Below are 12,510 nucleotides of genomic sequence, written 5' to 3' on the forward strand. Positions count from 1 at the left end.
AAAATAGATAAAAGGTAATAACATGTCAGAAAAAAGAAAATACAAAAAAAGATATTGTAAATATTGTGAAGCAAAAGTTGACTTCATCGATTATAAAGATGTAGCTAACTTACGTTTTTCTCTTTCAGAGAGATATAAAATCATGCCACGTCGTTTAACAGGTAACTGTAAACGTCACCAAGATATGGTTTCTAACGTAATCAAACGTGCTCGTGCTGCTGCACTAGTACCATACACTGTAACTCGTAAAGCAGTTGTAACAAACCCATTTGAAAATTTAAAATAATCAAATGAAAATAGACCTCTTTTGAGGTCTATGAGCTCCAAACTCTTAATTTAGGAATATTTTTTGCTTTATTTTTCTAAAAAAGTAGGCAAATGCGAAGTATTCTTTTCATCTTTTTATTCTTTAGTTTATCACTATACGCTCAACAAAAAAACTACTCGATTATCGTTCACAAACCTTTTGACGCAGCACTCTTAGATATTACTCAAAACTACGATCGAACAATCTCTGCAATAGGTTTTTCAAACCAAAACGAGCATACTACTCATCAAGCCAGAACATACTCCGATCCATTCGAATACCTTGCAAGTGTTTCAGGTTCTTACGGGACACAAATGCATCTCATTCAAGCAGATAATCAGGCGAATATTATTCTCTCTAAAGTTGCAAAACTTTCACGTTTCAATAAAGCTGTAGCGCTAGTAAAAACACCAGATGATGGTTACTTTGTAGGTGGCTATACACTTGATGGTGAATTAATAATCGTTCGTCTTGATGCAAAAGGTGAAATAGTTTTTAACAAAATGTTTGGAACCAAAAACTATGATCGAATGAGTAAACTTGTACTCCTTAGCGACGGCGGTGTTTTAGCAGTCGGTTCCTCTTTTACAACTAGAGATAATAATGACAATATGTTTGAAACGGGTTTAGGTGTAAGCGATATCTTTTTAACAAGATTTACAAAAGATGGCTATAAACTTTGGAGTAAAAAGTTCGGTACCAAATATGACGATAAAGGTATAGATGCAGCACAGGCAGCAGACGGAAGTATTGTCGTTGTGAGTACGACTTCGTATGACAACAATACAGATGCCACACTTATGAGAATTACCGAAAACGGTAATAAACTATGGCTAAAACAATACAAATCTGAAAACCTAGTTACACCTAAGAAACTTTTACGCCTGAGAGATAATAATTTTGTTGTCTCATTAATAGAGTACAATGCCCTGCAACAGGAACATATCCGTCTGATAAAATTTGACCTTTACAAAAACATCTTACTTGATAAAAAAATATTTACAACATATCCTAGTGGTCTTAACGACATTAAAGAGTTTTCAGACGGTACTATTATGGGTGTAGGTTATGTAAAAGATGCCTTTAATACAGATGCTTTGGCAATGCTCTTAGATTCAAACTTGGCAATGCTCAGACAAGAACATTACGGTTCTGAAAACTATGATATTTTCAATGCAGTGGTTATATTAAACAATTCAGAAGCTGCAGTAGCCGGTATACATACAGACAACAATTCACAAGAATCAAATATGTGGATTACAAAACTTCAAAAAGACACTTCTATAGTGAAGGTGCAATATAATTCAAAATCTCTGTATCAAAAATTATGTGAACTCTTTGCTGATGAGATAAAAAACAAACAAATAACAATTTCATCTGATCTCAATATTGAGCTACTTGGTCCTTCATTATATTTTGAAACAGGTGTCTACAAACTCTCACAAAAGCAAGAAACTTTTATCCATAATTTTGGAAAGAAACTCATCCCGTTTTTGAAGCAACACGATGAATCTGTCGCACAATTACAAATAAATGGACATACTTCAAGCGAATGGGCAAAAGAGGAATATACTAGTAGATACCTAAAGAATGAAAAACTTTCAATGCAGCGTGCATACTCGGTATTTAGCTCTTTGTTTAAAGCACAAGATCTTCAAATGCAAAAATGGTTAAGTAAAATAATTGTGGGAAGCGGTTTTAGTTCGTCAAAAAGAAAAATATATCATGAAGTGGAATATAAAAAGTTATCGAGACGGGTAAGTTTTAAAATCGTTACAAAGTAGACTTTAGACTCGAAGGAGTCTAAAACTAGTCTTCAAAATCTTCTACAGAACTTTGACGAAACGGTAATCTTGTTTTGTCTTGTTTTAATTTTTTATAGAGTTTGTATTTTGCTTTTTCAAGATCAGAATCACTGTATTCAAACTCTTCTTTAATGTTTTCGTCATTGATTCCGGCAGTATCCATAGCAAAAAGTTTCAACTCTTTTTTTGTCAGTTTTGACTTTAATACCGCATAGAGTTTTTTATCATCGTCAATTAAGTCAATGATGTCTATCTTTGTAAACTCTGCTAATTTTTCTCTAAAATTGTTATCTTTGTGGTATTGTCTCCACACTGTTTTTTCTAGTACTGAATTTGGCACTATATTTTCTCCAAAATTTTTGTCAAGTCTTTTTCATCTACGATGATATTGGCTTCTTTTTTTAAGATTTCTCTACCGCAAAATGCTACACGTGTTCCTGCGTGTGCGAACATACTCAAATCGTTTGCACCGTCACCGCATACAAGTGTTTCTTCCTCAGAAATTCCTAAAATGCTTTGCAGGCGAACCAGCATATCTCCCTTTGAGTAGTTAAACATCATGTCACCACCCACAAGTCCTGTAAGTTTTCCGTCTTTAACATGTAAAGCGTTTGAGAAGTCTGCATCGTATCCTAAGATATCTTTTGCATACATCGTTGCCGTTCTAAATCCACCTGAGAAACATACTACAGTCATTCCTCTGCTTTTTAGCTCGGCAATTGTTTCTTTTGCGCCTTTCATATAAGGCAGGTTATGAGAAATTTTCTCTACAATAGAAAAGTCAAGCCCTTTTAAAAGCCCTACTCTTTGTTGAAGCGATTCAAAAAAATCGAGTCTACCGCTCATCGCTTCTTCTGTAATATGTGCTACTTGTTCTCCGATTCCTAACTCTTCGGCAAAAAAATCGATCGTTTCGCCGTCCATTAAAGTAGAATCAAAGTCAAATACTGCAAGTTTTAGCATAAATTTCCTCTGTTTATTATATAATTTCGCAATTATAGCGAAATAGGACTTTTTTTGTTTGAAAAACTAAAAGATAAACTCAAAAACGGTAAATATATAACACTCGAAACTACTCCGGGGCATAGTGCTACATTCACTCCGATGATAGACAAGATTGAAGCACTTGGTCTGCACGAGCTTGTTGACGGGTTTTCAACGACTGATAATCCACTTGCAAAACTGAAGTTCAATGCCCTTTTTGGTGCAAAACTTCTGCAAGAGAGATTTAATAAACCTGTAATTGCTACTATGAGTATGCGTGATCGCAATAAGATTGCCCTGCAATCTGATCTTCTCGGTGCAAATGAATTCGACATTAGAGCTGTTTTAGCCCTAACTGGAGATCCTGCAACTATTTCTGATCAACCAAATACAAAAGGTGTATTTGAAGGAGATAGTACTCTGCTTCTTGACATCATTTCTGCCTTTAATTCAGGAATGGACTATGCGGGAAAACCTTTTACAGTTGCTCCACAACCTATTTATCCGTTTTCGGTTGTGAACTCTTATGCAAAAAATCCTAAAACACTGCAAAAGAAAATGCAAAAAAAGATCAAACACGGTGCACTTGGAATTATCACACAGCCTGTTTATGATGTTGAAAATGCAAAACTTCTTTTAGAACTTAAAGAAAATGCTAACAAAGAGTGTTGTGCAGAAAATAAAAGTGCTGAACTTGTTCTGGGAATTTTTCCGATCACAAAACTTCGTACAGCACAATTTCTTTCAGCTCATGTTCCTGGAATCAACGTACCTGATTGTTGGATCGAAAAACTTCGTAAAGCTAGCAAAGGCGGTTTAGAAGAAGAGTATAAAGTAGGTTTCGATCTTAGTAAACAACTGTTTGAAGACCTCAAAGAACTGCATCCAAAAATTCATTTAATGACGGCTAACCAATTTCAAATTGCAAAAGACTTGCTCTCATAACAAATAAAAAAACGAAGGGATATAATGATTGATTTAAAACTATTACAAAAAGATTTTGAAGAAGTAAAAAGAAAACTATTAAGAAAAGGGGTAGATGAAGCACTCCTTGAAACTTTACGCACAAAAAATGAAGAGTTAAAAGAAGCAAAGAAAAATTTTGAAGCTCTTCAAGCGGCACAAAACGCCATGAGTAAAGAGTTCGGTGTTTATAAACGTGAAGGTAAAGACATCTCTGAACTCAAAGCACGTGTAGATGAAAACAAAGTGAAAGTTGCAGAAGCTATCGAAGTACAAAGAATTAAGCAAGAGGAACTTGAAGCTATCGCTATGGCTATTCCTAATATGCCAGATGACAATGTTCCAGATGGTGCTGATGAAGAGGATAACATTGAGCTTAAAAAAGTTCTTACTCCTCGTGAGTTTACTTTTACACCTAAAGAGCACTGGGAGCTCGCAGAACAAAACGGCTGGATCGATTTTGAGCGTGGTGTAAAACTAGCGACTAGTCGTTTTAGTGTTCAGTTCGGTATGGGTGCAAGACTGGAGCGTGCACTTATAAATTTTATGCTTGACTTTAACCGTGGACGCGGCTTTGATGAAGTAAGTGTTCCTGCACTTGTTAATAGAGAAGCCTTAGAGGGAACTGGTCAACTTCCTAAATTTGAAGATGATCTTTACAAAGTGCAAGACCCGGAACTTTTCCTTATCCCTACTGCAGAAGTACCGGTTACTAACTTGTACCAAGATGAGATCTTAGCAGAAAATGAGCTTCCTAAAAAAATGACGGCTTACACATCTTGTTTTAGAAAAGAAGCTGGTGCTGCAGGACGTGATACTCGCGGTATGATTCGCCAACACCAATTCCATAAAGTTGAACTGGTGGCAATTACACACCCTGATGAGAGTGAAAAAGTTTTTGATGAGATGGTAGCGTGTGCATCTGATCTTTTAACGGCATTAGAGTTACCGCATCGTCTAGTAAACCTATGTACAGGCGATCTTGGTTTCGGTGCTGCTCATACTACGGATATTGAGGTATGGTTACCGGGACAAAATACTTACCGTGAAATCTCTTCTATCTCAAATACAAGAGAATTCCAGGCAAGACGTGCAAAAATCCGTTTTAAAAACGGTAAGAAAAATGATATGGTTCATACGCTTAACGGTTCATCTTTAGCAGTTGGACGTACACTTGTAGCTATTATGGAAAATTTCCAACAAGAAGACGGCAGCATAACTATCCCTCAAGCTTTACACCCTTACCTAGGGATGTAATTTCTTTATTATAGACAGTATTCGCTGTCTATTGTCTTCTCCATATTTTATTTTTATTTTATATTATCAAACTATACTTTCTATCAATCAAAATAGAAAGGAATTCATATGAAATTTTTTTTAACTATTGCCATGCTTTCTTTGCAGTTACTTGCCATAGATATGCCAAAGCATTCTCTATATCTGCAAGGGAATAATGAAAACGGAATTATTCTGGCTCACGGTAAAGGTAAGAATCCTGATTTTAAAGTAGTAAAACCTCTAAGAATAGCTTTGAATGAAGATATGGGTTTTCATACCCTTTCTCTACAGATGCCGATAAACCATAAAGAGTATAGAGAGTTTGAAGTAGAACAGCCAGCTGTAAATGCCATGATCAATCAAGCAATACAATTTTTACATTCAAAAGGTGTAAAAAACATCTACCTTATAGGGCACTCTTTAGGTGCAGGAATGACAAGTAGTTTCTTGGTCTCCTATCCAAAAAGTGGAGTAAAAGGCTATATTGCTGTCGGATGTAGAGGTAATGAGAGTAAACTGATCTCTTGCAACGATAATATGAAAAAAATCAACATCCCTGTTTTTGATATATGGGGAGATGCCAATGAAGAAGATAAGAGATATGCTGCAACACGTACTCATCTTCAAAACGAAAACTATACACAGTACCCTTTTCCCAATGCAAACCATGTTTTAGACGGTGTAGACGGTTTTTTGATTGAGGAAGTTGAAAACTGGATAGAGCAGCAACAAGAGTAGGTTTTTCAACCTTCTCTAAAAGTATTTAACGTAGCTTCTCTTGCACCTCATCAAATATCTCTTTACTTCTCTGAGATGCGCCACCACTTATTTTACTCACTACAACTATCGCAATCCAAGCAAAAACAAATCCGGGAAGCAGTTCATACAGATCAAAAATCCCCCCTTCTAATTGCTTGTAGACAATAACAGTAATAGATCCGACAACCATTCCTGCTATCGCTCCCGTCTTCGTTATCTCACGACTAAATAAAGATAAAATAATAAGAGGACCAAATGCCGCTCCAAATCCTGCCCAAGCATAAGAAACAAGTTTTAATACACTAGAGTTGCTATCGGTAGAGATATACCATGCAATAACTGCAATAATCATTACAGTCGCACGACCAACCCATACCAACTCTTTATCGCTTGCATCTTTATGTAATATCGCATGATATATGTCCCGCGTCAATACTGAGGATGATACCAATAACTGTGAATCGATAGTACTCATAATCGCAGCTAAAATCGCAGCAAGTAAAAAACCTGCTATCCAAGGATTGAAAAGCAGTTGAGAGAGTGATATAAAAATCTTTTCACTGTCTTGCAGATCAACTCCGTTTGCAACAACGTATGCAAATCCGAAGAAACCGACACTCAGTGAACCCAAGATGGAGATTCCCATCCAGCTCATTCCTATAGCTTTTGCTCGCTCCATTTCACTTTCATCTCTAATCGACATAAAGCGAACAAGGATATGGGGCTGCCCAAAATATCCAAGACCCCATGCCAATAAAGATAAAATACCTATTAAAGAGCTTCCGCTTACAATATCGAGTTTCGTTATATCGTTTACCTCTATGATATCTATAACCTTCTCTATTCCGCCTATCTCGGACAATACAGCTAAAGGTGTTACGACCAGGGCCAACATCATAAGTATCCCCTGGATAAAATCTGTCCAGCTTACGGCATTGTATCCGCCTAAAAATGTATACGATACGATGATAAAACTTCCGATTAACAGTGCCGTAGAATAGTCTAAGTTAAATGTAGCCTCAAAAAGTTTTGCTCCGCCGACAAGTCCCGAAGATGTATAAAGCGTATAAAACAGAAGAATCACTATAGCAGTTACTACACGCAAACCATTTTTGTTGTCTTCAAATCTGTTAGAAAAATAATCAGGTATTGTAATGGCATCGTTTAAATGGTGTGTATACACGCGAAGCGGCTTTGCAACATAGTGCCAATTTAAATATGCCCCTATAAAAAGACCGACAGCGATCCAACTACCGACAAGTCCGTCACTATACATCATTCCAGGCAATCCTAAAAGCAACCATCCGCTCATATCTGATGCTCCTGCACTCAGTGCTGTTACACCCGGACCTAATCCACGTCCGCCTAATACATAGTCACTTAAATCATCTGTTTTAAAATAAAAATAAAATCCTATACCCAGCATTACAAGCATATATAAGATAAACGAACTCAATAAAGGTATATCCATCTACTTCTCCTTTGGTGTCAGGCCTTTTAGACCTAAATTTCCATATCTGTGATAACTGTCAGAGATACTCTGTTCTATAAAAAAGTGCATTAACTCCACTCTTCCGTGAGGGACAAAATCTTCACTCGCAATATGAACAACCTCTTGAGCCGCACTCTCATAGATATCTTGAGCTATATTTTTTCGTTTGAGAGTTCTGATACGATCAGCACTTTTAACCGATCGTAACTTCTCTTGCATACCTTCATTTGCAAAACTGTCTGTCATATCAAGCAGTAAGGCTAGTTTTCCCATCAACCATAATAGTTCTAATGAGGCGATTTTTTTTGGCAGTGATACGTGTAAGTGTACACCTGCCATTTTTGCTGCAGCAACTGTACAAAGCATTTCATAAAGTGAATCTTCCTCTTCTATAATTAACACCATATTTTGAACATTCAAATACCTGATTATATTACTCTCACCTCTGATATTTGTATAGTCATGCTCTTCAAAAAACTCTTTATCCAGCCAATAAGCAAAATTTTCAAGCGTTTTAATCACATTTTTGAGGATATCTTTATATTGAAGTTCCTCTTTTAAAATCCCTTTCAATCTTGCGATGTAGGAGTTGTCAGCACGCTCCTTTAACTCTCTCTCATCAAAGCCGATGTTTAAAAACTGAGACACATAGTTAAGGCCACCTGCTTTTTTCCCGCTTCCTATTGCCGATTTCCCCATACCTCCAAAAGGCTGTCTCATCACGATTGCTCCCGTTGTTACACGGTTTAAGTACAGATTACCTGCTTTTAACTTCTCTTTAAAAAGCTTTTTCTCACGCTCATCCAGACTCTCTATTCCCGATGTCAACCCGTATCCTGTTGAATTTACTATATCTATGGCATTATCTAAGTCCTCTGCACACATTACACTCAAAACAGGACCAAATAACTCATTTAGATGACAGAAGTCTCCTTTTTGAGTCCCCCATCTAATCGATGGCTTGAGCATATATGGATTATTATCATCCGCATAGGATGGCTTTATAAGCCACTGCTCATTATCATCCATATATTCTAATGCCTTTTTTAAATTTCCTGAGGGGAGATTTACCAGTGAGCCGATTTTATTTTCAAAATCCCAAACCGAACCTACATTTAAAGAATGTGTTGCATCAACGAGCATATCTCTGAACTTTTCATCTTCATAAAGCTCTTTTTCAAGTACTAGCAGTGATGTTGCAGAACATTTTTGTCCGGAGTTGTTAAATGCGGAAGCGATAACATTTTTAACAGCCTGATCACGATCAGCCAATGCTGTCACAATTGTTGCGTCTTTTCCTCCTGTTTCTGCACTCAAGTGAATATCTGGACGATTTTGCAACATCCCTAAAGCTGTTCTTTCACTCCCTGTAAATATGACAAAATCAACATCTTTGTTTTTTACAAGATGTTCACCGGCAAGTGCACCCTCTGTAGGAGCAAACTGCAACACATTTTTACTTACACCGCCGTCCCAAAAACATTTACACACTAAATAAGCAGATAAAACAGCATCTGACGATGGTTTTAGGATCACTCTGTTTCCTGTTGCAAGTGCAGCTGCAACTCCGCCAGTAGCTATGGCCACAGGAAAGTTCCATGGACTGATCACAACCCCCACACCCTTTTCTTTAGTTGTAATACCTTCAAGATCATTCAGTTTTTTCACACTATATGGATAAAAATTTAAAAAATCTATAGCTTCAGAAACCTCTACATCTGTTTCTAAAAATACTTTTCCTACTTCTGCAGCAGCTACACCTATCAGATCAGCTCTATTTTTTCTAAATTGATCTGCTACATTCATCAGAATTTTTGTTCTTTGTTGAAGACTTAGTCCACTCCACTCATCCGGATCATTTTTAGCAACCTGAACAGCTCTTCGTAATTCTTCTGCTGTTGCCATTTCACATTGCCCGACAATAACGTTTTGGTGGTACTGCGACTTATCAATAACCTCTTTTATAACATCGCTGTGTACCTCTTCTCCTCCAACTACAGGAGATGTATTAAAAGGTTCTGTTTTAGATATGTTTTTCCATTTATCACGAATTTTTTGAGCCCATTGTTGATTTTTCTTTAGTGAAAAGTCTGTATCGCTTTCATTTTTAAAAACATAGTTTTCAGGATCTATATCTGACTCTAGCACTTCTAAATTTCTATCTTGTTTTCTATATGGAATCATAGGTAAATCAGGGATAGCCGTGAGCGCATCATCGTAGCTTTTAAGTAGAACATCCCATGCTTCAGAGCCTACTTTCAAGCCAAAACTGTGTCTGAGATAATTTTGCTCTGCTGTATTTTCATCGAACCTTCTGACTAAATATGCGATTGCATTTGTGAAAGTTTGCGCTGTTGCCGTCGGAGCATAAAGAATGACATTAATCTTATCTTTTTTCAACATATGATAAGCCGTTTCACTCATCCCTTCGAGCATCTCTGCAGTAAAATACTCTTGCACACCTCTTTTCTTTGCCAGCAAAAATGCCAAAGCCTGATCAAATAGATTGTGTGAAGCTATACCTATATGGATATATTGCGCTACTTCTTGATCCAGTAAAAAATCCATCAATACTTTATAGTTCGCATCACTTTGAGCTTTATTCAAGTAAGTTACACACGGCCACCCTCTAAGAGAGGATTCTGTAAGTTCCATCTCCTGATTTGCCCCTTTTACCAATCGGACTTTTATTGGTGCACCGCCGTTATCCACTCTCTCTTTTGCCCATATGTAAAGTTTCTTCAAGTGCTCTAGAGTTTCTGGAATATATGTTTGAAGTACGATCCCTGCATGTAAATTTTTGAACTCGTTACGTGAAAGTGTTTTCATAAATACATCAATTGTCAGATTAATATCTCTATACTCTTCCATATCCAGATTGATAAACTTTGCCTCTTTCTTACCATATTTATTGATAAAAGAGTTTTTCATAGCAGATTCATATATCTTTTCCAGTTTTGAAGATATCTGAGCAACGCTCCACTCATGTGCTATAGGATTAATTTGTGAAAATATAGTGGATATCTTAATAGATACATAATTTATATTTGGATTTTCTAATACTTTTATATATTTTTCTACACGCTCTTTAGCTTCCTGTTCGCCTAAAACAGCCTCTCCGATAATATTGATATTTACCCGTGTATCTTCATCAATACGTTTTTGCAAATGTGCATTAAGTGGTTTTTCTTCCCCTTTTATTACAATATTTTTAATATCGTTTCTCAGGTACTTGATAAATAACGGGACTGAAATATACGGTAAATATATACCGACATTTCTAAAAAGCCAAACCAGTAACTGCTCAAATTCCGTAAAAAATGTTGTATTGTTATATTTTTCAAATATATACTCTAACTGATCGGCAATGCGATTAGCATCCAGTGAACGAAAGCTTTGATCTAACAACTCAATTAAAAAAACTTTATTTGTCGGATCTTGTAACATACGTTGCATAATGGCATGAAACTTTTTTTCAGCATTTTCCCTATTGTGTTCTATTTCCAACTGCCATTTAGTGGCAAGTTTTTTTGCATCGTTAAAAGTTGTTTTGTCTATATTCATACATTTATGCCTTTATTCGTTTAACTACATCTATATTCTACATTCTTTTCATATTAAGCCAAATATTTTACATTTCTAGTGTATAGTTATACGCCTTAATAAACAATTATTCTTACATAATATATGTAAATATTTTACATAGTACATGTAACAACTCTAAACAAAAGTATTCCTATGATATAATTTTATATTACAATTCAGGAGAAACACTTTGTCCTTGATAGATAAAGATAAACCGGTTATTCCCCTAAGCGGTGTAGCAGATATGCTTGAAGCAAAAAGCAGAACCCTTAGAATGTATGAAGATAAAGGTCTTTTGCCAAAACATGAAGGGATAGAAAAAAAACTCTACTCAATCAACGATATTAACAAAATCGCTTTTGTCCACTATATTGCCAGTGTAAAAAAAATAAATGCTAATGGCATTAAGTACATACTTGAACTTCTCGAAAATCATATGAGCATAGATGAAAAAAATAAAATCATGCAAAACATAGAGAAACAATTAGATAAAATTCCACCTAAAGAGATAGAAGATCTAGATATTTTTTAATCTCCTTATCATTATTTAAATTCAAGCTTTTTACACTAAAGGATTTCCTATATATACTCATAAACTTTTTTTTCTTTTTATATTTTTCTCGGCATCATTATATGCAGAGACACTTTATTCATTTCTCAATGCAAGTGTTAACTATTTTGACTGGAGTAAAAGAACTGCTACTCAAACTTTACAAAGAGATTTTACATATTTAGAACTTGAAGGCGGTGTAGGTTGGAAATGGGGTGAGTTTTACGGATATATAGATATTGAAAATCCAAATCGTGATTATAATGAAGCTTATCCCTATGATTTGCGTTTTGCTCTCAAACCCATCTTTGATATCTATATAAAAAATGGGTTTGCACTTCATATACAGGATTTTGCACTAAAGAGTAAAACTTTTTATGTAAATAATTTAATTACAGGCTTTTCTTACAAATATTCTACGGCAAACTTCTGGTTTAAACCTTTTATTGGAATACACTATCAAAATTCTTCAAACTATAACGGTTTTAACGGTTATATGACTGGGTGGGTATTTAATTACGATACGACTATTTTTGGTGAAAAAATCAAGCTATTTCAATGGCATGAGATTGAATTTGCAAGAGAGAAAAAGCACTATCTTTGTGACGGAATTCCTACCGGAGATGGCCAAGAGTATGGAGTAAATGGTGCAATATCATTATGGTGGAGTATGACACAAAATTTTACTCCCGGTATCCAATATAGATATGCTGATCATAAACTAGGATATGCGACTTACCAAGACGCTATTATCTATTCTCTAAAATATTATTTCTAATACTTTTTC

General features: G+C 35.7%; 11 protein-coding genes. 7 read left to right on the plus strand and 4 right to left on the minus strand.

Going from position 1 to position 12,510, the window contains the following annotated elements; translation table 11 throughout:
* Window positions 1-22: 22 nt before the first annotated feature.
* Window positions 23-286, plus strand: coding sequence for a 30S ribosomal protein S18 (gene rpsR / locus P6N22_RS08220; protein ID WP_280331933.1), 264 nt, complete (start codon window positions 23-25; stop codon window positions 284-286).
* Between the two features lie 92 nt (window positions 287-378).
* Window positions 379-2,091 carry an OmpA family protein gene (locus P6N22_RS08225; RefSeq protein ID WP_280331935.1) on the plus strand — a complete coding sequence of 571 codons (1,713 nt, stop codon included), beginning with the start codon at window positions 379-381 and terminating at the stop codon, window positions 2,089-2,091.
* A 25-nt stretch (window positions 2,092-2,116) separates the two neighbouring features.
* Here P6N22_RS08225 and P6N22_RS08230 read toward each other — a convergent pair whose 3' ends face one another.
* Window positions 2,117-2,452 (minus strand): hypothetical protein, encoded by a 336-nt coding sequence (locus tag P6N22_RS08230; protein WP_280331936.1) that lies wholly within the window; start codon window positions 2,450-2,452, stop codon window positions 2,117-2,119.
* Window positions 2,452-3,108: a phosphoserine phosphatase SerB gene (gene serB, locus P6N22_RS08235; RefSeq protein ID WP_280332041.1), complete on the minus strand. Its 657-nt coding sequence runs from the start codon at window positions 3,106-3,108 to the stop codon at window positions 2,452-2,454. The genes P6N22_RS08230 and serB overlap by 1 nt, the downstream gene beginning before the upstream one ends.
* Before the next feature lie 21 nt (window positions 3,109-3,129).
* On the opposite strand from serB, the gene P6N22_RS08240 reads away from it, so the two are divergent.
* The 3 genes from P6N22_RS08240 (at window position 3,130) to P6N22_RS08250 (ending at window position 6,075) form a co-directional block, all read left to right on the plus strand.
* Window positions 3,130-4,041: a methylenetetrahydrofolate reductase gene (locus tag P6N22_RS08240; RefSeq protein WP_280331938.1), complete on the plus strand. Its 912-nt coding sequence runs from the start codon at window positions 3,130-3,132 to the stop codon at window positions 4,039-4,041.
* A 24-nt stretch (window positions 4,042-4,065) separates the two neighbouring features.
* Window positions 4,066-5,316, plus strand: a complete 1,251-nt coding sequence (gene serS, locus P6N22_RS08245; protein WP_280331940.1) for a serine--tRNA ligase — start codon at window positions 4,066-4,068, stop codon at window positions 5,314-5,316.
* Window positions 5,317-5,424: 108 nt separating this feature from the next.
* Window positions 5,425-6,075, plus strand: coding sequence for a DUF3530 family protein (locus P6N22_RS08250; RefSeq protein ID WP_280331942.1), 651 nt, complete (start codon window positions 5,425-5,427; stop codon window positions 6,073-6,075).
* Window positions 6,076-6,100: 25 nt separating this feature from the next.
* Here P6N22_RS08250 and putP read toward each other — a convergent pair whose 3' ends face one another.
* Together putP and P6N22_RS08260 are read right to left on the minus strand one after the other, a co-directional pair.
* Window positions 6,101-7,567 carry a sodium/proline symporter PutP gene (putP, locus tag P6N22_RS08255; protein ID WP_280331944.1) on the minus strand — a complete coding sequence of 489 codons (1,467 nt, stop codon included), beginning with the start codon at window positions 7,565-7,567 and terminating at the stop codon, window positions 6,101-6,103.
* Complete coding sequence (locus P6N22_RS08260; protein WP_280331946.1) at window positions 7,568-11,152, minus strand: bifunctional proline dehydrogenase/L-glutamate gamma-semialdehyde dehydrogenase; 3,585 nt, start codon at window positions 11,150-11,152, stop codon at window positions 7,568-7,570.
* 211 nt (window positions 11,153-11,363) lie between these two features.
* Between P6N22_RS08260 and P6N22_RS08265 the strand changes: the two genes are divergently transcribed.
* Both P6N22_RS08265 and P6N22_RS08270 read left to right on the plus strand, forming a co-directional pair.
* Window positions 11,364-11,705: a MerR family transcriptional regulator gene (locus tag P6N22_RS08265; protein WP_280331948.1), complete on the plus strand. Its 342-nt coding sequence runs from the start codon at window positions 11,364-11,366 to the stop codon at window positions 11,703-11,705.
* Between the two features lie 79 nt (window positions 11,706-11,784).
* Window positions 11,785-12,501 carry an outer membrane protein OmpK gene (locus P6N22_RS08270; protein ID WP_280332042.1) on the plus strand — a complete coding sequence of 239 codons (717 nt, stop codon included), beginning with the start codon at window positions 11,785-11,787 and terminating at the stop codon, window positions 12,499-12,501.
* The last annotated feature ends 9 nt before the right edge of the window (window positions 12,502-12,510 follow it).

Source organism: Sulfurimonas sp. C5 (assembly GCF_029872055.1).
Taxonomy (GTDB): Bacteria; Campylobacterota; Campylobacteria; order Campylobacterales; family Sulfurimonadaceae; genus Sulfurimonas.

Excerpts from the sequence above, each read along its gene's own strand:
- rpsR (WP_280331933.1), top strand. The coding sequence starts at position 23 with ATGTCAGAAAAAAGAAAATACAAAAAAAGATATTGTAAATATTGTGAA.
- P6N22_RS08225 (WP_280331935.1), top strand. The coding sequence starts at position 379 with ATGCGAAGTATTCTTTTCATCTTTTTATTCTTTAGTTTATCACTATAC.
- serS (WP_280331940.1), top strand. The coding sequence starts at position 4,066 with ATGATTGATTTAAAACTATTACAAAAAGATTTTGAAGAAGTAAAAAGA.
- P6N22_RS08250 (WP_280331942.1), top strand. The coding sequence starts at position 5,425 with ATGAAATTTTTTTTAACTATTGCCATGCTTTCTTTGCAGTTACTTGCC.
- putP (WP_280331944.1), bottom strand. The coding sequence starts at position 7,567 with ATGGATATACCTTTATTGAGTTCGTTTATCTTATATATGCTTGTAATG.
- P6N22_RS08260 (WP_280331946.1), bottom strand. The coding sequence starts at position 11,152 with ATGAATATAGACAAAACAACTTTTAACGATGCAAAAAAACTTGCCACT.